The sequence below is a fragment of the Desulfosoma sp. genome, from assembly GCF_052743555.1.
Genome location: NZ_JBRAHS010000013.1, coordinates 27,880 through 52,066 on the forward strand (window position 1 = coordinate 27,880; position 24,187 = coordinate 52,066).

At 56.2% G+C, this 24,187-nt stretch carries 23 protein-coding genes and 4 pseudogenes; 10 read left to right on the plus strand and 17 right to left on the minus strand.

Annotated features, from left to right (window positions below; translation table 11 throughout):
- Positions 1 to 440, minus strand: a 440-nt coding sequence (locus ACUVSA_RS09790) for a hypothetical protein (protein ID WP_445894671.1), incomplete at its 3' end; no start/stop codon positions are given.
- Positions 441 to 524: 84 nt separating this feature from the next.
- Between ACUVSA_RS09790 and ACUVSA_RS09795 the strand changes: the two genes are divergently transcribed.
- From ACUVSA_RS09795 to ACUVSA_RS09810, 4 genes are all read left to right on the plus strand, one after another.
- On the plus strand, positions 525 to 1,175 hold the full coding sequence (locus tag ACUVSA_RS09795; RefSeq protein ID WP_445892341.1) for an MBL fold metallo-hydrolase: 651 nt from the start codon (positions 525 to 527) through the stop codon (positions 1,173 to 1,175).
- A 140-nt stretch (positions 1,176 to 1,315) separates the two neighbouring features.
- Entirely contained in the window at positions 1,316 to 1,753 is a 438-nt protein-coding gene (locus tag ACUVSA_RS09800) for a methylated-DNA--[protein]-cysteine S-methyltransferase (protein WP_445894672.1), read from the plus strand.
- Between the two features lie 111 nt (positions 1,754 to 1,864).
- Positions 1,865 to 3,208, plus strand: coding sequence for an inositol-3-phosphate synthase (locus tag ACUVSA_RS09805; RefSeq protein ID WP_445892343.1), 1,344 nt, complete (start codon positions 1,865 to 1,867; stop codon positions 3,206 to 3,208).
- 26 nt (positions 3,209 to 3,234) lie between these two features.
- Positions 3,235 to 3,489: a cytoplasmic protein gene (locus tag ACUVSA_RS09810; RefSeq protein WP_445892344.1), complete on the plus strand. Its 255-nt coding sequence runs from the start codon at positions 3,235 to 3,237 to the stop codon at positions 3,487 to 3,489.
- 95 nt (positions 3,490 to 3,584) lie between these two features.
- Here ACUVSA_RS09810 and ACUVSA_RS09815 read toward each other — a convergent pair.
- From ACUVSA_RS09815 to ACUVSA_RS09840, 6 genes and pseudogenes are all read right to left on the minus strand, one after another.
- Positions 3,585 to 3,798, minus strand: a pseudogene (locus ACUVSA_RS09815) (type II toxin-antitoxin system HicA family toxin).
- Between the two features lie 2 nt (positions 3,799 to 3,800).
- Complete coding sequence (locus ACUVSA_RS09820; protein WP_445894723.1) at positions 3,801 to 4,001, minus strand: type II toxin-antitoxin system HicB family antitoxin; 201 nt, start codon at positions 3,999 to 4,001, stop codon at positions 3,801 to 3,803.
- A gap of 358 nt (positions 4,002 to 4,359) precedes the next feature.
- The gene (gene cobD, locus ACUVSA_RS09825) at positions 4,360 to 5,484 is read right to left on the minus strand and encodes a threonine-phosphate decarboxylase CobD (RefSeq protein WP_445894673.1); all 1,125 of its coding nucleotides are present in this window, start codon (positions 5,482 to 5,484) and stop codon (positions 4,360 to 4,362) included.
- A 13-nt stretch (positions 5,485 to 5,497) separates the two neighbouring features.
- Positions 5,498 to 6,466 (minus strand): adenosylcobinamide-phosphate synthase CbiB, encoded by a 969-nt coding sequence (gene cbiB, locus ACUVSA_RS09830; RefSeq protein WP_445892346.1) that lies wholly within the window; start codon positions 6,464 to 6,466, stop codon positions 5,498 to 5,500.
- Between the two features lie 12 nt (positions 6,467 to 6,478).
- Positions 6,479 to 8,047 carry a cobyric acid synthase gene (locus tag ACUVSA_RS09835; protein ID WP_445894674.1) on the minus strand — a complete coding sequence of 523 codons (1,569 nt, stop codon included), beginning with the start codon at positions 8,045 to 8,047 and terminating at the stop codon, positions 6,479 to 6,481.
- Complete coding sequence (locus ACUVSA_RS09840) at positions 8,044 to 9,570, minus strand: cobyrinate a,c-diamide synthase (RefSeq protein WP_445894675.1); 1,527 nt, start codon at positions 9,568 to 9,570, stop codon at positions 8,044 to 8,046. Before ACUVSA_RS09840 ends, ACUVSA_RS09835 begins: the two co-directional genes overlap by 4 nt.
- Before the next feature lie 116 nt (positions 9,571 to 9,686).
- Here ACUVSA_RS09840 and ACUVSA_RS09845 point away from each other — a divergent pair, with 116 nt between their 5' ends.
- Positions 9,687 to 10,289 carry a class I SAM-dependent methyltransferase gene (locus ACUVSA_RS09845; RefSeq protein ID WP_445894676.1) on the plus strand — a complete coding sequence of 201 codons (603 nt, stop codon included), beginning with the start codon at positions 9,687 to 9,689 and terminating at the stop codon, positions 10,287 to 10,289.
- A 105-nt stretch (positions 10,290 to 10,394) separates the two neighbouring features.
- Here the strand turns inward: ACUVSA_RS09845 and ACUVSA_RS09850 are convergent.
- The 5 genes and pseudogenes from ACUVSA_RS09850 to ACUVSA_RS09870 form a co-directional block, all read right to left on the minus strand.
- Positions 10,395 to 10,937 (minus strand): annotated as a pseudogene (locus ACUVSA_RS09850) (response regulator transcription factor); the annotation flags it as partial.
- 215 nt (positions 10,938 to 11,152) lie between these two features.
- The gene (locus ACUVSA_RS09855; protein ID WP_445892465.1) at positions 11,153 to 11,512 is read right to left on the minus strand and encodes a hypothetical protein; all 360 of its coding nucleotides are present in this window, start codon (positions 11,510 to 11,512) and stop codon (positions 11,153 to 11,155) included.
- 294 nt (positions 11,513 to 11,806) lie between these two features.
- Positions 11,807 to 13,351, minus strand: coding sequence for an ArnT family glycosyltransferase (locus ACUVSA_RS09860; protein ID WP_445894677.1), 1,545 nt, complete (start codon positions 13,349 to 13,351; stop codon positions 11,807 to 11,809).
- Complete coding sequence (locus ACUVSA_RS09865; protein WP_445894678.1) at positions 13,344 to 13,631, minus strand: lipid-A-disaccharide synthase N-terminal domain-containing protein; 288 nt, start codon at positions 13,629 to 13,631, stop codon at positions 13,344 to 13,346. The genes ACUVSA_RS09860 and ACUVSA_RS09865 overlap by 8 nt, the downstream gene beginning before the upstream one ends.
- Positions 13,628 to 14,365: a glycosyltransferase family 2 protein gene (locus ACUVSA_RS09870; protein ID WP_445892462.1), complete on the minus strand. Its 738-nt coding sequence runs from the start codon at positions 14,363 to 14,365 to the stop codon at positions 13,628 to 13,630. The genes ACUVSA_RS09865 and ACUVSA_RS09870 overlap by 4 nt, the downstream gene beginning before the upstream one ends.
- A 490-nt stretch (positions 14,366 to 14,855) precedes the next feature.
- Here ACUVSA_RS09870 and ACUVSA_RS09875 point away from each other — a divergent pair, with 490 nt between their 5' ends.
- The 3 genes from ACUVSA_RS09875 (at position 14,856) to ACUVSA_RS09885 (ending at position 16,871) form a co-directional block, all read left to right on the plus strand.
- Positions 14,856 to 16,052, plus strand: coding sequence for an ArsA family ATPase (locus tag ACUVSA_RS09875; RefSeq protein WP_445894679.1), 1,197 nt, complete (start codon positions 14,856 to 14,858; stop codon positions 16,050 to 16,052).
- Entirely contained in the window at positions 16,039 to 16,296 is a 258-nt protein-coding gene (locus ACUVSA_RS09880; RefSeq protein WP_445892460.1) for a hypothetical protein, read from the plus strand. The genes ACUVSA_RS09875 and ACUVSA_RS09880 overlap by 14 nt, the downstream gene beginning before the upstream one ends.
- Positions 16,297 to 16,490: 194 nt before the next feature.
- Positions 16,491 to 16,871 (plus strand): pyridoxamine 5'-phosphate oxidase family protein, encoded by a 381-nt coding sequence (locus ACUVSA_RS09885; protein ID WP_445894680.1) that lies wholly within the window; start codon positions 16,491 to 16,493, stop codon positions 16,869 to 16,871.
- 23 nt (positions 16,872 to 16,894) lie between these two features.
- Here the strand turns inward: ACUVSA_RS09885 and ACUVSA_RS09890 are convergent, their stop codons facing one another.
- The 5 genes and pseudogenes from ACUVSA_RS09890 to ACUVSA_RS09910 form a co-directional block, all read right to left on the minus strand.
- Positions 16,895 to 17,332 (minus strand): SRPBCC family protein, encoded by a 438-nt coding sequence (locus ACUVSA_RS09890; protein WP_445894681.1) that lies wholly within the window; start codon positions 17,330 to 17,332, stop codon positions 16,895 to 16,897.
- 179 nt (positions 17,333 to 17,511) lie between these two features.
- Positions 17,512 to 18,258 carry a hypothetical protein gene (locus ACUVSA_RS09895; RefSeq protein WP_445892457.1) on the minus strand — a complete coding sequence of 249 codons (747 nt, stop codon included), beginning with the start codon at positions 18,256 to 18,258 and terminating at the stop codon, positions 17,512 to 17,514.
- A 46-nt stretch (positions 18,259 to 18,304) separates the two neighbouring features.
- Positions 18,305 to 19,978, minus strand: a complete 1,674-nt coding sequence (locus tag ACUVSA_RS09900; RefSeq protein ID WP_445894682.1) for an acetate--CoA ligase family protein — start codon at positions 19,976 to 19,978, stop codon at positions 18,305 to 18,307.
- Positions 19,979 to 20,018: 40 nt separating this feature from the next.
- Positions 20,019 to 20,438, minus strand: a pseudogene (locus ACUVSA_RS09905) (CoA-binding protein); the annotation flags it as partial.
- A gap of 141 nt (positions 20,439 to 20,579) precedes the next feature.
- On the minus strand, positions 20,580 to 21,020 hold the full coding sequence (locus ACUVSA_RS09910) for a MarR family winged helix-turn-helix transcriptional regulator (protein WP_445894683.1): 441 nt from the start codon (positions 21,018 to 21,020) through the stop codon (positions 20,580 to 20,582).
- A gap of 208 nt (positions 21,021 to 21,228) precedes the next feature.
- On the opposite strand from ACUVSA_RS09910, the gene ACUVSA_RS09915 reads away from it, so the two are divergent.
- The gene (locus ACUVSA_RS09915) at positions 21,229 to 21,693 is read left to right on the plus strand and encodes a Fur family transcriptional regulator (RefSeq protein ID WP_445892454.1); all 465 of its coding nucleotides are present in this window, start codon (positions 21,229 to 21,231) and stop codon (positions 21,691 to 21,693) included.
- A gap of 268 nt (positions 21,694 to 21,961) precedes the next feature.
- A pseudogene (katG, locus tag ACUVSA_RS09920) lies at positions 21,962 to 24,148 on the plus strand (catalase/peroxidase HPI).
- The last annotated feature ends 39 nt before the right edge of the window (positions 24,149 to 24,187 follow it).

Sequence of the window (24,187 nt, forward strand, 5' to 3'; positions counted from 1 at the left end):
CCAGGGGATTTACATCCAGAGCCAGGACCTGTTGTGCGCCTAGCCGAGCCGCAGCAATGAAGGGCAATGGGCAGGGCATGGGTTAGAGGCACGTCCTTCTTGTGGCAGGGACACACAATGCAAAAGGGGCCCACGGTCGTCCATGGACCGGGCCGGGGTTGCCACTGCGCGGAGCTCATCTCATAGCGGCCGGTGACGTGAAAGCCTTTGACCGCAAGATCCGCCTCCACGAGGTCCGTGACCTGGCGATCGTAAAAGCAATAGACGAAGGGTGGTTCCCTCCAACACCCCACAAGGCCTTCGCGTGGCACCTCACCGGTCTGCCCGGGCTGCGCCAAGCACTCCAGCACGTACAATTGTCTGGGAAGGCCGTTATGCGTACCCCCGCAAGAACAAAAAGTCTGTGAAGATCTTTTGACTTTCGAGCCGTCCTGAGCCATTTTAGTTACCTTTGCGTTGCAGGGCTCAAAGCATCCGGGGGTTGTGGTGCTGGTGCGCGTATCTCGCGTTGCAGGGGGAAGGCCATGAAAATCTTACAAAAGCCGGTCGGCATAATGGAGGTCTTTTGCTATCTCGTGATGGACGAGGCGACAGGAGATGCCGTTCTGATCGATCCCGCAGGCAATGAAGAGGAGCTGGCGGCATGGCTTCAAACCAATAAAGCCGTTTGTCGCTTCATTGTCAACACGCACGGCCATGCGGATCACACTTGCGGCAATCGGCGCATGAAGGAACTCACGGGCGCTCCCATCGTCATGCACGCTCTGGATGACGATTTCTTTCAATTGCCGGAAAACCAGGCTTTTGCTCGAGCCATGGGCTTTTCCATCAGTCCTCCGGCGGATGTGCGGGTTCAGGATGGCGACACGTTGCGCTTTGGGTCCTTGACCATGCAGTTTATTCACACGCCGGGACATACCCCCGGCGCGTGTTGCCTCCTCATTGACGGCAACCTTTTTACCGGTGACACCCTTTTTGTGGGCGCCGTAGGACGCACCGATCTTCCCGGCGCCTCTTTTGAGCAACTCCTGGAATCCCTTCGCAAACTCACACGCCTGCCTCCCGATACCCTCGTTTGGCCCGGGCACGATTACGGCGATCAGCCGACGTCCACCATCGGTCGGGAAATGGAAACCAATCCTTACCTCACGGATTTTCTGTTGGACGAGGCTTAGAGCGCATGCTTGACCTCTGGGGCGACCTTTTCTTTTTTCCTTCCTGGGGATGGATACTCACGGCGGCCACACCCAAAGGTCTGTGCGCCTGCCACATGTTGGCCGGGGACGAAAAAAGCATGGCCACGAAGGTTCCACCCATGGAAGTGCAACGAGCCGCCAAAACCCATGTCCACCGCCTGCTGCCCGGCACAAGAGTCCTGTGGCAACCCAATGACGTGTCATTGGCGGCCCGCGAAGCCTTGGCAGCCTATTTCGCTGGTTCGGGCAAACACCCGGATGTGCCTCTAGACTGGATTTTCGGCACGGCGTTTCAGCTCAGGGTCTGGAAGGAAATGTGCCGCATTCCATTCGGGACCACTGTCTGCTATAGAGACCTTGCGCGCCGCCTGGGCCTTTCGCAAGGAGCCCGTGCCGTGGGCCAAGCCTGCGGACGAAACCCGACAGCCATCGTGGTTCCTTGCCACCGTGTCGTCGCTCGAAACGGATCCCTGGGCGGCTACTCGTGGGGAATCCACATCAAGAAGGCCCTTCTGGCTCTGGAGGGAGGTAAGCCCGACACTCGGCCTTTGTCTTGACACCCTACCAGACCGAGGCCTATAGGAGAGCGCCTGAGCGCCATCAAGCCATGAGGCGCATGCGACAACCGTCGTCGGCCAAGGACTTTTGGCAAACATCGGAGGGAAACGGTGCTGGAAAAAGAGCTGAAGCGCAAAGGGGACATCGAAGCACCCCGCGGCAAACTCGGCGTGCTCATTCCTGGAATCGGCGGCGCTGTGGCCACCACGTTTGTTGCGGGCGTGGAAGCTGTCCGTCGCGGCCTTGCGGAACCCATCGGATCTCTGACACAAATGGGCACCATTCGATTAGGCAAACGTGATGAATATCGCATTCCGCGCATCAAGGATTTTGTGCCTCTGGCTTCCCTGGACGACCTCGTCTTTGCCGGCTGGGACATCTACGAAGCCAACGGGTATGAGGCGGCTCTTTTTGCCAAGGTGCTGCGAAGGGAACATCTGGAGCCCATTCGGGATTTTCTGGAAACCATTCAGCCCATGAAAGCGGTTTTTGACCGCCGCTTCGTGAAGAACCTGGACGGCAACCACGTCAAACCGGGATCCAGCCTTCGAGCCCTCACGGAAGTCGTAAAGGAAGACATTGAGCGATTTCGGCAGGCCCACGGCATCGACCGATGCGTCATGATATGGTGCGGCAGCACGGAAGTCTACCTCAAACCGGAAGAACCGCACCAATCCCTGGAGGCCTTTCTCAAGGCCGTGGAGAACAAGGACCCGCGCATCTCCCCGAGCATGATCTACGCCTTGGCAGCTCTGGAAAGCGGCATCCCGTTTATCAACGGGGCGCCGAACCTCACGGTGGACATTCCCGCCATGGTGACCCTGGCCAAGGAAAAGAAAGTCCCCATCGCCGGCAAGGACTTCAAGACCGGCCAGACCCTCATGAAAACCATTCTGGCCCCCGGACTCAAAGCCCGCATGCTGGGCCTGGAAGGGTGGTATTCCACCAACATTTTGGGCAACCGGGACGGTCTGGTTTTGGACGATAAAGACTCCTTCAAGACCAAGGAAGAAAGTAAACTTTCGGTTCTTGAATATATTCTGCAACCGCAACTCTACCCCAGCTTATACAAGAACTACTACCACAAGGTGACTATCAATTACTATCCGCCTCGCGGAGACAACAAGGAAGGCTGGGACTGTATCGATATTTTCGGCTGGATGGGCTATCCCATGCAGATCAAGGTGGATTTTCAGTGCCGGGACAGCATTCTGGCGGCGCCCCTGTGCCTGGATCTGGTTCTTTTTGCCGACCTGGCCCAGCGCATCGGCATGTACGGCATACAGGAATGGCTCTCCTTTTACTTTAAGAGCCCCATGCATCGAGAAGGACTGTATCCCGAACACGACCTGTTCATTCAGCTGATGAAGCTCAAAAATACCTTGCGCTACCTTATGGGCGAGGAGCAGATCACCCATTTTGGACTCGATTACTACATGAACGATCTGGCGTGAAGGGCACGCAAGGGAGGCACGGCGTTATGAGCCCAAAACATTCCCACCGCTTTGTGGAAAACTATGACGGCATGGTGGCTTTTGGGTTTTCTCGGGACGTGGATGAAAAATCCCTTATGGTTTACCTGCAAAAATTCTCAGACGACGGTCTCTTAAACATCCTCGTCCCCCGCCTCTCGGACCGTGAAATGGCGGAACTTTTTGACATGCTCTCCCACATTCTTCGAAAACATTTAACCGACAAGGAGTACCACACCCATTTCCTCAAGGAAGAGGTGTAATCTCCGCTATGGAATCTATGCCTCTTCGCCGAAGGAGGAGGCTTCAGTAAATCTTTAAGCGCATTCCTCACAAGGCAATGGTCTTTACCTGTACTTCAGCAACTCTCTACACTGAGCCCGATGTCCTTAGCGATCTGCTGTAATAGAATCGGGTGAGATATCCCGCCCTTTGTGAAACGGCCCTGTTGATTTGCGTCCATCTGGATGCCGATATTGCCTATGAGGCCCCTTTTGACGCGCCTCAAAAAAGGCCAGCCTCTCCAGGATAGTTACGACTTCTTGAGGCTTCAGAACGTGATGCTTTCCCATCGTCAGGAAACCACAACCGTTTGAGTTCCGACAAACTCAGCTTTAAGTGATGGCTCACCATCTTCAAGCAGCATTTCTAAGACTTCGCGAAGATTCCTTCGCAGTTCTTCCAGTATTTCTGCTTGTGTATGAGCACCTGGAAAGCCGGGCACATAGGCGACGTACATCCCCGTGCCAGGACATTTTTCAACCACTGCCGTAATAGTTCTTACATTTCACCTCCTATGCAGTGTTATCGCGACTTGTCACCATGGCGGGCCTGTCAACTCAGTCCACAGCGGCTCTGAAGCTCCGCTGGCATTGCCGTCCGGGGTAACGCGCTGTTAGCCCGCGAGAGCATTATTTTGAGTCTGGCTCCTTTGCAAGCACCAACAAGCCGCCAGTTGCTACCAGCAAATCAACCCGTTGAATTAAAAGTCTTGAAATATCTCATCTTCGCGGCAGGATCCCGTAGACCTTTTTCTTGTTGACGACCGAGTTCGCAGGTTGGCGTACCATGAGGGTCATCCCTAAAAAATATAGCAGATGCACCGCCCATACGGCGCCCTTCACGAATCGGGATCACGCAGGGTGGTCGTGGGCTCGGCGCCACTGGGTGAGCGCCTCAATGAGGCGGTCGTTTTCGTGAGGAAGCCGCACGGCCACGCGAAAGTCGTGCGGCGTCAAGCCATCGAAATTACTGCAATCCCGAATGAGCAGGCGATGGCGCTTGAGGAGCTCTTCCTTGAGGGCGGCGGCCGTGGCCAGGCGGGGGTCGAGGCGCACGAGCACATAGTTGGCAGCGGACGGAAACACCTTGAACCCAGAGATTCGGGCCAAAGCCTCACTCAAGCGCTTTCGTTCCGTGTGAACCAGATCCACGGTTTTTTGACGATAGTCGTCGTGCTGCAGACAATGCACCCCTGCAGCTTGGGCCAAGGTGTTCACAGACCATGGTGGTACATGGCGTCGCAGGCGTGCGGCCCATGCCGGGGAGGTGGCCACGTACCCTAAGCGCAATCCCGGAATGCCGTAGAACTTGGTCATGGATCGAATGATCAGCAGGTTCTCGTGCTCTTTCAGAACCGGCAGAAAAGATTCGTATTCGCAAAAGTCCACAAACGCTTCGTCCACCAGGAGCATCATCTGTGGAGGACAGGTTTCCTTCAAGAGAAACCACCGCACATCCTGGGGGATCAAGGTTCCGCAGGGGCTGGCCGGGTGCGTCACCAAAAGAGCCTGTGGCCGAAAAGTTTCTATGGCGTGGCGGAGTTGGTGGGTTGTGGGCTGAAAATCGTAGGCCGCTTCCGCAACACAAAAATGCACGTGGCATCCAAAAAGGGTAAAGGCTTTCACATATTCCTTGAATGTGGGCACCACCACCAGCACTCGGGACACTTCCAACGCCTTGGGAAGAAGGTAAATGAGTTCTGTCGATCCATTCCCTACAACGATTTGATCGGGATTCAGATGAAAGCGCCGGGCAAGGGCATCCACCAGGGCCTTGTTGGCAATGTCCGGATAGTGTTGCAGGTGCCGAAAGGTCTGAACCAGAACGTCTAAGAGCCCTTCAGGAGGTCCCAGGGGATTGATGCTGGCACTGAAGTCCAGGAGGTCTTCCGGCGCGCATCCCAGTCTTCGCGCCGTTTCAAAAACATTACCGCCATGCATGGGCATGTCCAAGCTGCCGTTTTGTTCCTGCACCATCACACCGGGCTCCTCATGTGTTCATGGCGAAGCGAACAACCGTCGCCAACACCGCCCCCAGCATTGCGCCCACAAAAACCAATCGCATCATGCGCTGGTAAACTTTACGGCTCACAGGTTCCAGAGCATCCCCCAAGGTGGGTTTCATGACAGACTCGCCGAAATAGACCGCCGGACCTCCCAGCATGACACCCAAAAGCCCGGCCACGGCCGCTTCGGGAAACCCTGCATTGGGACTTGCGGTTTTTCGAGCATCGCGCCACACCACCGCCCAACCTCGGCGCCAATTCAAACCGCACAAGGCCCCGGCCGCCAAAAGCACCAAGGCGCTCAGCCGCGCAGGAATCCAATTCCAAGCGTCGTCGGCGCGCGCCGCCCACCATCCAAAGTGCAGGTAGCGGTCGTTCTTGTAGCCCACCATGGAATCCAGCGTGTTCACCGTTTTATAAAGCACGGCCGCTACGGGTCCGCCGAAAGCCAAGTAAAAGAGGGGAGCCAGGATGCCGTCGGAAAAATTTTCGGAGACCGTTTCCACAAGGGCTCTCCAAATGCCTTCCTCGTCCAAATGCTCTGTGTTGCGGCTCACGATGTGGGAGAGATGCCGGCGAGCTTCATCCAGCCGCCCCGCGTTCAAAGCGTCCGCCACGGCCTTGGAGGCCTCATAAAGGCTTCGAGTCGCCAAGGTCGTGTAGGCCAACCAGAGGCCGAACAGGATTGCCAAATCCTCATGAACCCAAGAGAATGCTTTGAGCAAAAGAACGACACAGGCCGCGACCCCGACAACGAGAAAACTCCAAAAAAGGGCCCCTCGCAACCGCTGTATCGCCGGTGTACTGGAATCTTTGTAGAAAAAAGGCTCGGCCTCTTCCACCGCACGCCCGATCCAACGCACGGGATGCGGCCATGTCGGCGGGTCTCCCAAAAGAAGGTCCGCGACAAACGCCGCTACAAGGGATAGAGGGGAAAAAGAGAGCCCTGCCAAGGATCGCGATCCTTATTTCAAACCCATGATGCGGTAGATGCGGTCCACGTCACAATGGCGGCGAACAAAATCCGCCAACAGATCATATTGCTCTCCCTTCCATTGTGAAAAACGAAAAAATTCCGAACCCGCGCCCCCTGTGGCCAATCCTTTTCGAGCGGCCAGGAAAGCCACAAACCGGTTGCGAAAGGCGTCGTTGTCAAAAATGCCATGAAGGTAAGTGCCCCACACCCGCCCGTCATCGGTCCAGGCACCATCGGCGCTTTCATGCTCAGGCACCTCGAGCCCATTGCGGCGCACCACCTCCAAAAGCGCCCGCGCTGGGGCATCGGCGGCAAACCGGGATCGGCCCATGTGGATTTCATAACCGTAAAGGGGAAACAGATCGTCCGAGCTCAAAGGATTGGGCAGGCGAAGACGGGCGACGGCTTGGCATGTCAATTTATTGGAGGCCATTTCGGTGGTCATGGGCAACAACCCCAACCCTTGAGCCTCCTGCACGCGACTTTCCGCACCCTGAAGGTCTACGATGCGTCGACCCAGCATTTGATACCCGCCGCAAATCCCCACCAGAACACCGCCCGCCTTATGGTACGCCCGCAACGCGTCAGCCATACCGGATCGTTCCAAGGCCAGCATGTCTTCGATAGTGTTCTTGCTTCCCGGAAGAATCACGGCGTCGCACAAAAAAACATCGGCCGGCCTGTCGAAATAAACCACCTGGAGCCGCGGCTCCCGCTCCAGACAATCAAAGTCCGTATAATTTGAGATATATGGCAACCGCACCACGCCAATGCGCCATCGCTTGAACGATTCTTTTTCGTCCAAACTTTGGGCCATGCGCCGGTTCAGAGCCACACTGTCTTCTTCCGGGACCACGATATGCTGAAAATAAGGCACAACACCGAGCACCGGTCGACCTGACCGTTCTTCAAGGATGCGCACGCCGGGTCGAAACAGGTCTGGATCCCCGCGAAATTTGTTGACGATGAAGCCGGCAATGAACTCCTGGTCTTCCTTCTCCATGAGCATCAAGGAACCCAAAAGGGACGCGAAGATACCACCACGATCGATGTCACCCACGAGAAGGCAGGGGGCTTGAGCCATGCGGGCCATGGCCAGGTTGACCAGATCATGGTCTTTGAGGTTCAGTTCGACGGCGCTTCCAGCTCCCTCCAAGACCACTAGGTCGTAGCGGCTCGCAAGCCGTTCAAAGGCTTCCCGAACCACGGCAACCAAATCTTTCTTGTAGGCGTAATATTCCTTGGCGGAAAAGTTACCCACCACACGACCCAGCACGATCACTTGGGAGCCCATGGACGAGGTGGGTTTAAGGAGGATAGGGTTCATGTCCACGTGCGGTTCGATACCGGCGGCTTCCGCCTGTACGACCTGAGCCCGCCCCATTTCCCCGCCTTCGGGCGTAATAAAGGAATTGAGCGCCATATTTTGAGCTTTAAACGGTGCAACAGCATAGCCGTCTTGTTTGAAAATGCGGCAAAAGGCGGCTGTCAGCACGCTTTTCCCCACATCGGATCCCGTTCCTAAAAACATGAGAGTCTTGGCTCGTGGAAACTTCATGAGCGAAAGGCCTTTGCCGCGGCGGCCACAAAACAGGCCGCTGCCTGCGGAGCGCTGCCCCAGTGAAGGTGGACATAACTGGCGAGAACCGACCCCACCTGGTAGCCCTCGTCTTGTTCCTCACGGTATTTTCGCGCTCTGAGCCGATAACAGTAAGAGTAGGCCCCTTGCCACCCTTCGGCCTCATCGATTTCTGAGTAGTGGAATTCATGACCGCGCACATGCCTTCCCGGTTCGCCCAGAAGGCACGGACGGGTCAGCACCACTTCCACATAGCCCAGCGCTTTTCGCCTGGAAAGCATGCGCGTCCCAAAAGGCAAAATCCCGGCCATGGGCACTCTTTCCCCGGAGACCAGCGTGATATGGCGGCTGAGCACCATCAGGCCACCGCATTCGGCGTATATGGGCCGAGCCGATTGGGCAAACTTTTGAACATCTGCAAAAAAGCGATCGTTGCGCCGCAAAGTTTTGGCATGCTCTTCCGGATACCCGCCGCCTAGATAGAGCGCCGCCGCATCGTCTGGCACCGTTTCCCCGGCCAGTGGAGAAAAAAAACGCAACCGAGCCCCATAGGCTTCCAAAAGGTCCAGGTTATCTTGGTAATAAAAGCAAAAGACCGCGTCGCGGGCCACGGCAATCACCGGCTTTCGGCCTTTCCACAGGCCGCCTCGGGTGTCGGCGTGTGCGACGAGGCGGCTCTCTTGAGTGGTGCATTCGAGCGTTTTGTCGGAACCATGCAGCCCAAGCGATGATGCGGCGGTGCCCGGTACGACAAAGTCGGGCGAAGGCGTATTTGTTTTCGCGGGCGCTCCAGGTTCATTCAGGGTCACCTGGGTCACCTGCTGCAGTTGATCCAGATCCATGTGCGTTTCGGCAAAGTGCGCCAAGCGGTCCAGGTCCTTCGCATCGAATGGACTTTCTTCGGCGGTCACAAGGCCGAGATGCCTTTCAGGCAATCGCAAGGATTCTTCTCGAGGAAAACCTCCCAAAACGGGAATGTGTGGCAGGTGGGCCGTCATGGCCTCTCGAAGGAATGCCAGATGAGCGTCACTGCCGACCCGATTAAAGAGAACCCCGGCACAGCGAAGATCGAGATCAAAAGAGCAAAAGCCCTGAACCAGAGCCGCAACGCTTCGAGCCATACTGCGGGCGTCCACGACTAAGACAACGGGAATATTGAGCCATTTGGCCATTTCGGCCGTGCTTCCGGCTTCCGTCGTGCCGTCGTAGCCGTCAAAAAGGCCCATCACGCCTTCCACCACGGCCCCGTCCGCCGCGGCGATCCATCGCCGAAAGATGGCCCGATTGGTTTCCCGGGAAAGCATCCAGCCGTCCAGATTTCGAGAAATCTCTCCGGTCACCCGGCGATGAAGCCCAGGATCGATAAAATCCGGGCCCACCTTAAAGGGCTGTACCTTGAGACCTCGACGCCGCAACGCCGCCAGAATCGAAAGCGTCACCGTCGTTTTTCCCGAACCGCTGTGTGGAGCCGCCAGAACAAAAGCCCATTTGGAAACCAACACGAGCTGTTCCTTTCCTCCACAGTTCATGCTATGCACAAAGCCCGAAGCACGCCGACGCACTATGGCACAGCCTTGACTCGTTGTGAAGAACCCAAACTGAATGCAGGAGGCACCCAATGTGGCAACGGTTGAGGGATCGGCTTCTGAGAAGCCGCTGGGGGTTTGAATGGCGCTACCTTCGAGGGCAAACACCTTGGGATACGGGCATCACGCCCCCTGAAGTCATGGAATTTCTCGCCCAAACCCCTCCGGGCAGAGCCTTGGACCTGGGCTGCGGCACAGGGACCAACGCCATCACCCTAGCGCGGCGCGGCTGGAAGGTGACCGGGGTGGATTTTTCGCCCAGAGCCATTCGCAGGGCACGACAAAAGGCGGCTTCCGCCGGCCTTTCCGTCCATTTTCTTGTCGCCGACGTCACCAACCTTTCCATGCTTCAGGGCCCCTATGATTACGTCCTGGATATCGGTTGCCTTTTCGCTTTGAACAACCTGGATCGTCGTCGATACGCCAAGGAATTGGAACGGCTCTGCGCTTCCCAGGGCTGGTATATGCTCTACGCCTGGCTTCCTCGCCCGTGGCGCGGCAGCATGTGGGGTATTTCCGTGGATGAGGTGCAGGCTCTCTTCGATGCGTCTTTTACTCGGGAACGCTACGTGATCGGCGAAGAAAAGGGCCATCCGTCCGTCTGGTACTGGTACCGACGAAGATCGATGGGTTGACCAGCCCGTCTTTCAGACCGGCGGCATGTCTAAGACGTCCTGAGAAAACCCATTTTCGGACGCGCTTCTTTAGCGCATCGGCGCCTTGGGAGGCAATACGGAGGCTCATTGCATGGTGACACAAAGCCCCCCCCTTGAGGGTGCTTCGCTGCCCAGATCTTCCCTGGAAACCATGGGACCTACACAGCGAAGGAAAACTTCCAGGAGCTTAAACTCCACGCTGGTCAAAGGACTCATTTTTCCGGCGCAGACCACGGTGCGTATGGACGGCGACAAGGACTCATCACCCACCACAAGCGTTTCCACCCCTCCTGCGGACTCTTGGCAGGCTTCCGAGATGCCACTCGTACAGGATCGGTGCGTCCGACAAAGTAGAGCCCGCAGCCTGGCCAAAGACTCTCTAGGATTGAAGGGTTTGGGCAAGTAATCATCCGCGCCTAGGTCCAGCCCCATGATCCAGTCCACTTCTTCACCTCGGGCCGTCAGCATGAGGACCGGCACATTACTTCGAGATCGAAGGGCTTTCACGATCTCCAGTCCATCCCGCCCCGGCAACATGACATCACGAATGACCAGGTCGAAAGGGTGGTCTTCCAGGGCTCGAGCCCCATTCTCACCACCGTGAACACTGGTGGTAGAGAGGCCGAAGGGTTCAAGATATTTTTCTTAAAGCGCGCACAACTCCCGGTCATCGTCGATGACCAACACGCGAATCCCCGTCTCTGTCCCTTTCAGTAAGAAACTATCCCTGGTTTTTGATTCTGCCCGTTGCAAACTAATCCACGGAGATCCACGAGCCCAGCGGCCCATGAGCCTCTTATCCATCCTTTTCGAGGCCCTGGCAATTTCGCCGAGTTACAAGACTACATGTGCCCACCACTCGCATTCTCGAACAGGCGCCTGACCGATACGCTTGTTCGTGGGGTGCGAGCTCGTGGCGGCATGCGGATCTTTTTCAAGCGGTTGTCCATGGCTTCGAAACGCTTTTCGGTTGCCTGGAAGTGGGCCATCTGGACTTCTCGAAGGTCCTTGAGTTCCTCTTCCACGCGAACACCCCTTTTCATAAGGGCCAGTTCGCGGGCACGGCGTTCGTTTTCGGTGACAAAGGCGGCAAGCTTTTGAGCAATCAGCTCATCTGCCCGTTCCCGAAAGACTTCGGCCACACTCTGGGCGATCCATTCTTTGAGTTCCGCTTCGCTGATGGGAAAAGTCGATGCGGCCATGGTTCGGTTCCCTGTGCCATGTTGGTGGAGGCCGCATCGATAGGCTCAAATAACCGGCTATTACAATTAGTGGCTTCGGTAGACCACTATAAGAACTCCAAGCAGTTCAATAAGAGTGACCAAGAAAAGCCCTCCTTTGCCCCCTTGAAATTGACAAACTCGTGTAACGTCCTTGGGCTTGAAGATTATGTGCGGGTTCATGCGCAATGAGGGGAAAGATTGATCCAGGGACAAGCTCAAAGAGTCAAGATACGTGCCGGGCCAATGAACCTTTCACGCCAGGGCGGTGACACGCTATGGGGTGAGTTCAAGGAGTTTCCAATGCCGAGTCAATGCCTTTGAAATGACCTGATAGCCCTCTTGCCGAAACTGTTCTTCCAAGACAGGGCCGTTTTCAACTCGTGTCAGAATCTTTCTTCCCGAAGAAAGCCCGGTGGCTTGAGTGCCGCCATTTTTGGTCAAACTGGATAATGGCAGGAGCCCCGGAGATGGCTTTGCTTGCCACTTGGGATGCACGCGGATCACCGGATCTCCCCAGTAAAACTGCAGGCCATAGCACGGAGCCTTTGAGACAAGATAGAGCGGCGCTCGGTCCGAACTTTCCTTTTCCGGCCATGCCGCCTGAAGAGCCAAAGCCACTGCGCCCATATCGCGCTTGGAAGGCCAATGAGCCATCAGCCCTTTTCCTAGAACAACCACCGCCGTGCCCGCCAAAGCCAAACGCAGAAGGTGTTGTCGATTGAGCCGGCCCCGATCGACCAGGCAGGCGATTTTCCAACCCAGCAGGCAACTAACGGCGACACAAAGGGGCAGGACATAAAGGGGCAACCGGGAGCGGCTGATAGAGAAGACAAACAGGGGAATGAAAAAAATACATGATAAGAAGAGAGCCGGAGCGGACGTGTTTTTTAGAGTCGACGTGACCCTTTCCCAAATGCCTCGAGGCCCTCCACGCCGCACCGATTGAAGCGATTCCCAAAGACCTGCGCGATCGATCCATCCGACCACGGCAAGCCAGGGCAAAGAGCCCCCTAGCAAAAATGGCCAATACACGGTGAACAAATGATACCATTTTGCATACCTACGAAATTCATCCGTGGCCACTCGGCTAACGACTTCGTGCTTCAGCCAATAAGTCAGAAGTCCTGGATAGCGGACAACAGCCCAAAGATACCACCACAAACCCACCGCCAGCCCAAGTCCGACCCCGGCCGGAACAAAGAACCTTACGGAACACACCGTGTCATCGCGCACGAGAATTCGAAAAGCCACGACAGCCAAGAGCGGCAGTAGGGCCGGAGGCCCTTTAGTGAAAAAGGCGAGACCCCAAAAAAGCCACATCAAAATAATGGGATATTCCCGACGCGATCGCACGCCCCACCAAAAACAGGCTAGGGCTAGGGTTTCCCAAAGAGTCAGGAGGGAGTCGGCGTTGATCGTTGAAGCCGCCCCCACCGGTCCCCACATGGTGGCATAAACCAGCGCTGTCAGAGCACCCTTGGACCTGTCCCACAAATGCCGGGCCAGCCAATAGACGGCAAAAACCGTCAGCACAAAGGTCGGTACCAGAAAGGCACGCGCGCCCCATGCGTTGCGACCCAGGACCTTGACACCGGAAGCGATGGCCCAATAGGTGAAAGGAGGTTTCGTCCAGTGGGGGGCGAAATCCAGTGTGGGTCGAAGGTAATCCCCCGAAACGATCATTTCGCGAGCACATTCCGCATATCGGCCTTCCGTGGATTCGTACAACCCACGGCTTCCTTGAAAGGCGACGGTTCCGATCACAGCGCACAGCACGGCCCACCAGAGCAATCCCTTGCCGCTCCTCGGTTCATCCACGGTGCGCCCCTTGCTTTGCCCGCTTTTCACGATGGATAAAATAAAGATTTCGGCTATAAATAATCAGTCCTGTCCCTTGGCCGAGGATAAACACCGGATCCCGTCGCCACACGGCGTATGCGAGCAGAAGAGCGCCCCCGAGAAGGCTCAAAAACCAAAAGGCCACGGGAACCACGCTGCGTCCGGCTTTTTCACTGGCGATCCATTGAATCAAAAACCTTGCGGAAAAAAGAGCTTGGGCAGAAAATCCAATGCCCAGCCAAATCTTTTCTGGTGTCATAGGGGTTCCTGTTTCGGATATGTGCGTGCCAATCGGCATCGAAAACCCCGCCGGCGCAGCCACCACACACCGAAAAGGTCCAAGATGCCGACCCAAAGACGGTCGAAAATGCCGTATTTGGCGATACCCCGTCGCCTTGGTCTGTGACGGACGGGCATCTCCGTGAGGCGAAACCCTTGATACATCGCCAAGGTGGGCAAAAACCGATGCAAGCCTTTGAAAGGGGGCAGATACGGAAGGCATTCACGCCGGAAAACCCGTGTGGAACAGCCCACATCTCGAACGGATTTCCCCGTAAAGAAGTTTCGAAACCCATTGGCGATGCGGGACGCTATTCGCCGCTTTAAGGAATCGTGTCTCGTGGCCCGATACCCTTGGACAAAATCGTACCCGTCATGATCAAGCAACGCTACTAGGCGCGGAAGGTCTCGAGGATCGTTCTGGCCGTCGCCGTCCAAGGTGGCAATGAGGCGCCCTCGGCATCTTTGGAACCCCACCCATAAAGCTGCCGATTGCCCGGTGTTGCGTTCCAGGCCGTACAAGCGGTGATGTCCGGAGCTCCTCCCCTGTGCCACATCAAGCAGGCGATCCCACGTGCCATCCGTGGATCCATCGTCGATCCACAAGCATTCCCAGCGCAAGCCGCTTGGCTCCAGAGCCTCTTTCACCTCGAAAGCCAGTTCTTGAACGTTTTCCTCTTCATTGTATACAGGGATGACGATGGAAAGATCCATCAAAGCTCAACCACACCTCGCCAAAATGGATTCGGACACCAATACCCCCCCAACGCCGTGGCAACGCTTCGCGTTTCTACTCCCGCGCCTTGGTCCTGACAAGTCCTTCCTCAGAGCCTTTCCGAGAACGCCTTCACAGGATCCTTCTGATCGAACGCCGTCGGAGCGAGGCACGGGGCAAGGCTCTCTCCGTAACCGCGCCCCCAAAGAATGGCCGACTTCTTCTGATCCCGCATGGACCCGCAGAAAAAGCATCCCCCGACTGGAAGCCCGTTCAACGAGGGTTTGGCCGCGTCCTTTCAACTTGAAGCTGCAGGAGCGCAGTAAGACATCATAAGGCATCCAAGCGCGCTCTACCTGAAAGTGTTCTCGAAAAACCTCCCGGTTGTCCTAGCATTTAAGGACTTGCAACCTCCTGACCTATCAGTTTTAATGGACACGGTGGTGTTTAAAAACAGTGTCCATCTTTCAAACTCATTGGACAACAACGATGCGCATTCTCCTCTTTGCAGGCAAAGGCGGTGTCGGCAAAACCAGCGTGGCTGCCGGCACAGGCGTCCTTCTCGCGGAACAAGGCCTCAAAACCCTGGTGATGTCTCTGGATCCAGCCCACAGCTTGAGCGATGCCTTTGATCTGGATCGGCGGCTCATGGACGTGAACCGAGGCCAGCCCACGGTCGTCGCCGAAAATTTATGGATTCAGGAGTTGGATGTCCATGAAGAAATTCAGAAACACTGGGGGGAAGTTCACAAGTATCTCAGCCTTCTTCTCAATGTTTCGGGACTGGACAATGTGCTGGCGGAGGAACTGGCAGTCCTTCCGGGGATGGAGGAAGTAAGCGCGCTTCTTTACATCAACCGCTATGTAAGAGATGAGGCTTATGACGCTCTCATTCTGGACTGTGCCCCAACGGCGGAATCCATCCGGTTCGTCAGCGTTCCCAAGGCCCTGGAATGGTACATGGAAAAGATCTTTCGCATGGAACGGAACCTCTTTCGCATGGCCCGTCCAGTGGTTCGCCGTCTTTCCGATGTCCCCCTTCCCGAAGACGCCTACTTCGCTTCCATCGAACGGCTTTTTCATCGCCTGCGCGGCGTCGATGCCATTTTGACCGATACCAGCAGAACGTCGGTGCGCCTCGTGACCAACTTGGAAAAGATGGTCATTCGAGAAACCCAGCGCAGTTTTATGTTTTTTTCTTTGCATCAGATGGGCATCGACGCTATCGTCGTTAATCGCGTCCTGGCAGACCGATCCCATGACCCTTTCCTCAAAGCGCTGCTCGATCAGCAACAAACCTACCTCAAGGTCGTTCATTCCTCCTTTGAACCCATTCCCGTGCTCACAGCGCCCTATTTCGAAAAAGAAACCCTAGGCTACGAACGACTTAAAGAGCTCGCCCAGATCCTCTACGGCGACACGCCGCCCCATCACATTCTGTATCACCATCAGCCCGTGAGTTTTGTCTCCGAAAACGGCACCCCTAAGGTCCACATCCATTTTCCCTTCGTCAGCCGGGAAGAAATCGCGCTCACCAAAGTCGGGGACGAACTCATCATCCGCATGGGAGCGTTCAAAAAAAACCTGGTGCTCCCTCGAGCCTTCGCCCGTTTGGAGCCGGAAAAGGCACGATTGGAGCAGGAAACCCTGACGATCACTTTTGGAGGTGCTCATGAGTCCACATGAACCATCGGAACATGAAACCCAACGATCTGAAGGAGCGCGCTGTCACTGTCCCATGTGCCGAATGATGGACGCTGTGGCGGGCGCCAAGGTGCCGGGAAAATCATTCTGGGACCACTTGACCAACGCCCGCATTGAGGTGCTGCGAGCGGTGCGGAGCCTCATCGACGAGCGTATCGATCATCTGGAAAAGAAAAAGTCTGACAAAGGCCACGAGAAAAAGGCGACGCCCATTTCTGTGGAATGAATTTCCTTAAAGAGCTCCATATGTCGCTGGGCTTCTTGGCCGAGCACGTCGTGCGCCGACGAAAACGGCGCTCTATATGGCAGAATCGTTCAAAGGTCTTAATTTAACGTCTGAGTAGACACGCTGAGCGATCACTGCAGCGATGACCTTGAGAAAGCGGGATGCCGCGAGGCCTTCAGAGAAAGGAGTCGGCCATGGATCTCAAGAGTTATTTTGAATCCAAAAGAGGTTTTGGTGTGCTCGCCACCGCGGATGCGCAAGGCCATGTGGATGTGGCGGTCTACGCCAGGCCGCATGTGATGGACGACAGGACTCTCGCCTTCATTATGAAAGACCGATTGACCCATCATCATTTGCAGTCAAATCCCAGAGCTGCTTACCTTTTTCGAGAAGACGGCGACGGGTACAAAGGCAAACGGTTCTTTCTCAAAAAGGTTAAAGAGGAAGAGGATTCCAATCTTGTGGAAACGCTTCGAAGGAAAAGTTACCCTACCCGATCGGAAGAAGCGGGAGCCAAGGAATTTGTCGTGTTCTTTAGCGTTGAAAAGGAATTGCCTTTGATCGGTGCCCAATGAAAGTCCAGAACATTATCTGCACTTCACGACGCAAGCGTTGCGACGGAGGAACGCTGTCGAACCAAGGCGGCGATTCTCCGCGCAGCCCAAAGACAAATGGGAACATAAGCCCACGCCCACAAAGGCACAGTAAAAACAATCCAGCATTCTGGTGGGCGTGCAGGAACAATTCCATGCCCCGTGGCTTCGATGCCACCCACACGCCAGCTCCACGACCGCCCCGGCTCGACGTGATGGACTTCAAAAGGCAGTCTGCCACCCCATAGGGTCCGAACATGGCCACGCATTCCCTGATGCACTCGATACTCCAGCCCTTGGACCTTCACGCCGGTCACACTGGGCCCCCATACCGGCCATAGTCGCGTGTCGGTGATGACAGCCCACGCGACCTCGGCGGAACCGCGAATGCGCAGCTCGATGCTCCAACGCCTGGACTCACGTCGCAACGCAAAACGCAGCACACCACTCCTTTGCAACCGTCGAATCGGCTTTCTTGAAGGAATCTTTCAAAGCTCTGTCTTCCGCAGCGTCTGGGCTTTGCCAGGAAAGTGGGGAAACGAGCACTGCGCCTCCGTTTGGTGCATCCACTTTTCGAAGTTACGGATCCTCGCTGATGCCCTGCAAATTTTTGCCGTCTTCGTTAAAGGCCTCCGTTCACCTCAGCTAGGGTTTTCCAAACCTTTTTGGCCGCGGGGGCCAAGTGCCATTCTTCAGGGCGGGTGACATAGTCCAGCGCTTCTTTGGCGAACCGGTAAAAGTGGACCGTGCAGCCGCGGTATTCTTCGTTGTCCCCGTTCCAGCGCACAAAGTTTCCGGGAAAAATTCCGGCGATTTTCCAGCCTCCTTTCAAACACCACGTCTGCGTAATGTCATGCCAGGTTTCGCAAAAGGTGGTGAAATATTCGGCTCCGCTGCCTGCAGCCACCTTTCTCACGAAGCGCCGAAGCTCATCCGTCAGCCTGCTCTGTCGGAAACCGGGAAGGGTCGCCACAAAGGAAAACTCCACCTGAAGGTTGCGTTCGAACTTGGTGAGCACTGAAGCGGACAGAACCTCACCGGTCCCTACCTCTTCAAGCACCGACATGCAGTACACCTTGGTCGGTGCATCCTTTTCCCATTGCTCCCACAGGGCCACCCATTGTTCGTAACATTCCGAATCCAAAAGGAATTCGTGGGGTGATCCGTAGAGTTCCGGATAGCCCAAACGCCAGAGCCGCGCCGCGGATTGAATGAGGTCACGCCTCAAGAGGGTCACGCGGTATTTCCTATCTGGCAACATCAAGGGATCGAGCTTGGGCCACACAATCCGCTTGGAGCTCACAGGGCGCGTGCGGCAGGTGGTTGCCATTTTCCGATAAGGCTGGCTCCCTTCCATGGAAATGGCCATAAGCGCCTCCTTTTCATCCGCTGGAATCCCCGATCAATGGCCCGCGTCACAGCGTCATGCGGGCGTCGGCCACGGTGTACGTACCGTCATGAAAGATGACTGGGTTGCAATCCAGTTCTTGAATGGGAAAGCAGTCCATGAGGTGGGAGACGAGGACGATAAGTTGCGCAAGGGCGTCTTTGGAAACGGGCGATGCTCCCCTTAGCCCTTCCAACACCACAGAACCTTGGATCTCATCCATCATTGCCCATGCGTCCCCTTCCGTGACGGGAGCAAGCCGAAATGTCACGTTTTTAAGAGCTTCCACCCAGATCCCTCCCAGGCCGAACATGACCACCGGCCCGGCCTGAGGGTCCCGAGTACCCCCCACGATGATTTCCGTACCTGCCGGCACCATGGACTGCACGCACACCCCTTCCACCTTCGCATGAGGAGCCATCCGGGTCACCGTTTCCATGATACGCCCATAGGCGGAGCGAAGGGTCTCCTCATTGGATATCCCAAGCACCACTCCCCCAACATCGCTCTTGTGCAAAATGTCCAGGGACGCAATCTTTAAAACCACCGGATAACCGATCTCTCGGGCGGCGGCAGCCGCTTCGTCTTCGTTGGAAGCCAAAGCGGTCCGGGCGGTGCGAATCCCCGCCAGTTCCAGGACCCGTTTTGCCTGGTGTTCAAGAAGTCTCCTTTGGCTCGTCGACCGAAGGGCTTGCAAAAAACTTGAAAGCTCCGGAGGAAATTCCGGAAAATGCACCGGTTGACGAGGGCTTTTTTGCAGCCGCGACGCTTGATAGAGGTTGGCCAGGGCCGCCGCGGCCCGTTCCGCCATAGGATAGGCAGGCATCCCCGCCTGCATCCAAGCACTGAATTCCTCATGAGCGTCCACGGGCGCTCCCCAAGCCATCACAGCAGGCTTTCCGAACCGTGCCGCCTCCTGACCAAATTTTTCGGCCGGAAACGCCTTCACACGTTCATCACCCAGCCCCGACATGCACACCGCCAGGATGGCACCCACCCCTTTATCTTTTCCAAAAAGCGACATGACATCCACGTACAGGTTCCGGTCCAAGTAGCCGAAGGTGGTAAGATCCACCAGCTTGTCCGGACGCATAAAGGAAGCCAAAACTCTTTTGGAAACCAGCGCCCTTTTGGTGGCATCGCTGAGATCCGCCAGCACCAGCCCTCGGCGGGCCATGATGTCCGAGGCCAACACGGCGGGCCCCGCCGTGTGCGTGATCACCCCCACGCGGTTTCCCGAAGGCGGAGGGCTGAGCCAGAGGATTTTGGCCGTGTCCACCAGTTCTTCAATGGTGTGCACCGGAATAAGACCCGCCTGGCGAAAGGCGCCTTCATAAACAGCCTGGCCTCCGGCCATGCTTCCCGTGTGGGATCGGGCCACCTTACGACTGGCTTCCGTGTAGCCTGCACCCAGGACAACCACAGGTTTCACGGCCGCGCAGCGCTTCGCTGCTTCGTAGAAACGCCGCACATCATCCAGCCCCTCGATGAACAGGGCCACTACCCGTGTGGAAGCATCCTGCGCCAGGTAATCGAGCATGTCGGCGAATTCCACATTGGCCCGGTTCCCCAGGCAGACCAGCGTGCCCAAAGGGATTCGGTCTTCCGCAAACCGAATGGCGCCAAATCCCGCCACACCTCCGCTTTGGCTGAGCAGGGCAATGGCCCCCGGTTTTTGGAAAAGCTTTGACAAAACCGGCATGAAAGTGGCGTTCGTTCGGCTTTGGGATCAAAAAACCCAGCGTGTTGGGGCCGATGATCTTGACCCCCGCCCCATCGGCCATGTGTTTCAGAACCTCTTGATCCCGACGTCCTTCCTCTCCGGCTTCCCGAAATCCGGCCGTGAAGATGACGGCCCCTCGACACCCTTTGGTCAGGGCCGCCAGAAAGCCTTTCAGGATATGTCTTTGAGGAACAGCAAAATGAAAAAGATCCACCGCATTGTCCGGAATCGCCTCGATGGAAGGATAAGCTTTTCGGCCAAGGATCTCCTCCGCTCCGCCCCCATGCACCGGATAGATTCTTTCCACACCCGAGGCCAGCGCCGAACGCAAGACGAAATTGCCCACCTTGCCGCCGTGAGTGGAAGCCCCCACCACCGCCACCGACCGCGGAGAAAACATGGCTTGGAAAGCATCCTGAGTGTCACCCTCGCTGTTCATGATTGCTCTCCTTCTTGTCAAAGCGAAAGCCCTACCGCACGATCATGAGCTCTTTAAGCACTCGCCAAAGCCCTCTTTCGCCGTTTTTCCATCTTCCACGGCCATCGCCCTTTACGAACCTAGCCGGGTTCAGAACCCCATCTACGATCCGCTCGAGTCGTCGACATTCTCTTCGCCCCGCAAACGCTCCAGCAACGTACGAAAACGAGTCCATTCTTCCTCGCCGAACCTTTCCAGAAGCCTTCCGCTGACGTCTTTGTGAATGTGAATAAGCGCCTCTCGATGATCTTGAGCCTTGGGTGTGAGAAAAACGCGGTAGGATCGGCGATCGTTAAGGTCCGGCTGACGCATGGCCCAGCCGTCCCGCTCCAGGCGATCCACCAGGCCGGTGACCGTGGGGCGATCCAAGTGGGTTTTTTCCGCAAGGGCGCTCAGGGGCGCTCCTTCTTCTTCGTAGAGGGCGATGAGCAGGAAGAATTGCGTGTGCGTGAGGCCGTAAGGGGCGATGCGTCCGCGGTAATGGCGCGCCATGGATCGGCTGATGGAGGCGAGTTGAAAACAAAGGCAATCCTGAAACAGCATGGCCGCTCCTCAACGTTCAGCATGGACTGCGGAATTTTTTAGCATGCATATTGTTCGCACGGAAACTTTTAGATCCCTTGCAGATCTTCCATGGGGATGCCTATCAGGTAAACAATCATTTTTATGTTGACTTTTTTCTCAAAAGATGTTGTTTTGTAATTAAGAATTGTTTGACATGGTCCCTTTGACCGCGGAAAGGATGGCCCCGATGGTGACCTGCGGCACCAAACCCGATTCCACAGAGCGGTTCCAGCGCATGGTGGAGAAGCTCAAGGAACACGGTTTACGTATGACCCCTCAACGACTGGTCATTGTGCAGGCTCTGGTGGCCTCAGAGGCGCATCCCAGCGTGGAGGACATCCACATGCAGGTCAGTCGTACGTTTCCCACAACCAGTTTGGCCACTGTTTACAAAACAGTCTCCTTGCTTAAGGAACTCAACGAGGTCTTGGAATTGGGTTTTCCGAACATGAGCAATCGCTATGACGGCTTAAAACCTTACCCGCATCCCCATGTCATTTGTCTCCAATGCAAGAAAATCATGGATCCCGAATTGGTGAGCATGGCGGGCTTGGCTGAGGAAATATCTGAAAAAACGGGATTTGTCATTGTTTCCCATCGCCTGGATTTTTTTGGCATGTGCCCTAAGTGCCAGCGTCGGGAAAACGATTAGGCTCTCGTCCGAGAATAGCCTTTCGGTGCCATTGTCGTTTTATTTTGGAGGAGCGCCGCAAGGTGCCATTTCCTCATGGACTCGGATGGCTATGAAACCTGCACCGGCCTAGGGTCGCGGCATGCGCCGCACCTACAGCATCGAGCCCAAAGGCCGTGGCCAAACCATTGTCGGACCGGCTCCCATGAGGCAGATGAGTGCTCGTTTTCGCCCTTTCACAGCCTAGCCATTTGATAGGCACAAACGTCGTGGAAAGAAAGGAGACACCATGGAACACGATCGCCCTTCTCAGTCGACCGGCGGCAGCGCTGCTGCCGAAGCCAAGGCCATTCAAGATTGGTGGCCTCATCAGTTGAATCTCAGGATGCTGCACCAGAATTGTCCCAAGGGTAACCCTCTGGGGGAAGGCTTTGACTATCGTCGAGAATTTCTCTCCCTCGATCTGGAAGCCGTCAAGAAAGACCTGCGGGATCTCATGACCACGTCCCAGGACTGGTGGCCCGCCGACTTTGGCCACTATGGCCCGCTGATCATTCGCATGGCGTGGCACAGTCCAGGCACTTACCGCATCGGCGACGGACGCGGCGGTGCCGGTTCCGGCCAGCAGCGCTTTGCCCCTTTGAACAGCTGGCCGGACAATGTGAATCTGGACAAGGCACGCCGGCTTCTTTGGCCCGTCAAGCAAAGATACGGCCGAAAAATTTCGTGGGCGGATCTGATGATCCTTGCCGGCAATGTGGCCCTGGAATCCATAGGAGCCAAAACCATCGGTTTCGCCGGCGGACGCGTGGATTGGTTTGACTCCGATGAAAGTGTCTATTGGGGCTCCGAGGGCCAGTGGCTCGACGACAAGCGGCACAGCGCGCAGGGCGATCTGGAAAATCCTTTGGCGGCCGTGCAGATGGGGCTCATCTATGTGAACCCCGAAGGTCCCGGCGGGCATCCAGACCCTGTGGCGGCGGCCAAGGATATTCGAGAAACCTTTCGGCGCATGGGTATGAACGATGAAGAAACGGTGGCCTTGATTGCTGGTGGCCATACTTTTGGCAAGTGCCACGGTGCCGGTCCGGCGTCCCACTTGGGACCCGAGCCAGAGGCGGCCCCCATCGAGCAGCAGGGACTGGGCTGGAAGAGCAGCTTTGGAACCGGCAAGGGACCTGACACCATCACCAGCGGATTGGAGGTGACCTGGACCGTCTCACCCACCAAGTGGAGCAACAATTTCTTTTTCAACCTGTTTCGCTATGAGTGGGAATTGACCAAGAGTCCCGTGGGGGCTTACCAGTGGGTCGCCAAAGGGGCGCCGGCGATGGTGCCCGACGCCCACGATCCCAACAAAAAACACCCGTCGACCATGTTGACCACGGACCTATCCTTGCGGTTTGATCCCATCTACGAAAAAATCTCCAGACGCTTTATGGAACACCCCGACGAATTTGCCGACGCCTTTGCCCGCGCCTGGTTCAAGCTGGTCCACCGCGATATGGGCCCGCGCAGCCGTTATTTGGGCCCGGAGGTTCCTACGGAAGAATTTATCTGGCAGGATCCCATCCCTGCCGTCAACCATCCCCTTATCGACGATGAGGATATAGCCCGGCTCAAAAAGAAGATCCTCACCTCCGGCCTTTCGGTGTCCCAACTGGTCTACACCGCCTGATCTTCGGCCTCCACGTTTCGAGGTTCCGACAAACGCGGTGGAGCCAACGGAGTCCGCATTCGACTGGCGCCACAGAAGGACTGCGAAGTCAATATGCCCGAGCAGCTGACTAAGGTGCTTGCTGTTCTTCAGGGACAGCAAAAGGAGTTTAACGGCGGCGCTTCCGGAGGCAAAAAAGTTTCGTTGGCGGACCTGATCGTTTTGGGAGGCTGCGCCGCTGTGGAAGAGGCCGCCAGAAAAGCCGGCTTGGAAGTGACGGTTCCCTTTGCGCCCGGGCGCATGGACGCGCTGCAAGAACAAACGGACGTGGAATCCTTTTCCGTGCTGGAACCTCTTTATGATGGCTTCCGCAATTACCTCAAAGGCGCCCACAGCGTTCCGGCTGAACATTTGTTAGTGGACATGGCGCAGCTTCTGACCCTCACGGCTCCGGAAATGACCGTGCTGGTGGGCGGTATGCGTGTCCTCAACGCCAACTTCAAACAAGCGCCCCACGGGGTCTTTACCAAACGACCCGAAACCCTCACCAACGACTTCTTCGTTCATTTTCTGGATATGGGCACCGAGTGGCAACCCAGCCCAAACAACCCCAACGTTTTTGAAGGACGGGACAGAAAAACGGGATCCCTCAAATGGACGGCCACACGCGCCGACCTGATTTTCGGCCACAACGCGCAGCTTCGAGCCATTCCCGAAGTGTACGCGTGCACTGATGGACTGGAAAAATTTGTCCAGGACTTTATTGCGGCATGGACTAAGGTCATGAATCTGGACCGATTTGATCTCTGGTGGAGGTAACGTTTTAATTCGCATTAGTTTTTCATTGCTGAAAGCTCC

Excerpts from the sequence above, each read along its gene's own strand:
- ACUVSA_RS09915 (WP_445892454.1), top strand. The coding sequence starts at position 21,229 with ATGGTGACCTGCGGCACCAAACCCGATTCCACAGAGCGGTTCCAGCGC.
- ACUVSA_RS09865 (WP_445894678.1), bottom strand. The coding sequence starts at position 13,631 with ATGACACCAGAAAAGATTTGGCTGGGCATTGGATTTTCTGCCCAAGCT.
- cobD (WP_445894673.1), bottom strand. The coding sequence starts at position 5,484 with ATGGTGCAGGAACAAAACGGCAGCTTGGACATGCCCATGCATGGCGGT.
- ACUVSA_RS09880 (WP_445892460.1), top strand. The coding sequence starts at position 16,039 with ATGAGTCCACATGAACCATCGGAACATGAAACCCAACGATCTGAAGGA.
- ACUVSA_RS09910 (WP_445894683.1), bottom strand. The coding sequence starts at position 21,020 with ATGCTGTTTCAGGATTGCCTTTGTTTTCAACTCGCCTCCATCAGCCGA.
- ACUVSA_RS09835 (WP_445894674.1), bottom strand. The coding sequence starts at position 8,047 with ATGAAGTTTCCACGAGCCAAGACTCTCATGTTTTTAGGAACGGGATCC.
- ACUVSA_RS09795 (WP_445892341.1), top strand. The coding sequence starts at position 525 with ATGAAAATCTTACAAAAGCCGGTCGGCATAATGGAGGTCTTTTGCTAT.
- ACUVSA_RS09895 (WP_445892457.1), bottom strand. The coding sequence starts at position 18,258 with ATGGCCATTTCCATGGAAGGGAGCCAGCCTTATCGGAAAATGGCAACC.
- ACUVSA_RS09875 (WP_445894679.1), top strand. The coding sequence starts at position 14,856 with ATGCGCATTCTCCTCTTTGCAGGCAAAGGCGGTGTCGGCAAAACCAGC.
- ACUVSA_RS09870 (WP_445892462.1), bottom strand. The coding sequence starts at position 14,365 with ATGGATCTTTCCATCGTCATCCCTGTATACAATGAAGAGGAAAACGTT.
- ACUVSA_RS09855 (WP_445892465.1), bottom strand. The coding sequence starts at position 11,512 with ATGGCCGCATCGACTTTTCCCATCAGCGAAGCGGAACTCAAAGAATGG.
- ACUVSA_RS09800 (WP_445894672.1), top strand. The coding sequence starts at position 1,316 with ATGGAAGTGCAACGAGCCGCCAAAACCCATGTCCACCGCCTGCTGCCC.
- ACUVSA_RS09810 (WP_445892344.1), top strand. The coding sequence starts at position 3,235 with ATGAGCCCAAAACATTCCCACCGCTTTGTGGAAAACTATGACGGCATG.
- ACUVSA_RS09885 (WP_445894680.1), top strand. The coding sequence starts at position 16,491 with ATGGATCTCAAGAGTTATTTTGAATCCAAAAGAGGTTTTGGTGTGCTC.
- ACUVSA_RS09900 (WP_445894682.1), bottom strand. The coding sequence starts at position 19,978 with ATGCCGGTTTTGTCAAAGCTTTTCCAAAAACCGGGGGCCATTGCCCTG.
- ACUVSA_RS09845 (WP_445894676.1), top strand. The coding sequence starts at position 9,687 with ATGTGGCAACGGTTGAGGGATCGGCTTCTGAGAAGCCGCTGGGGGTTT.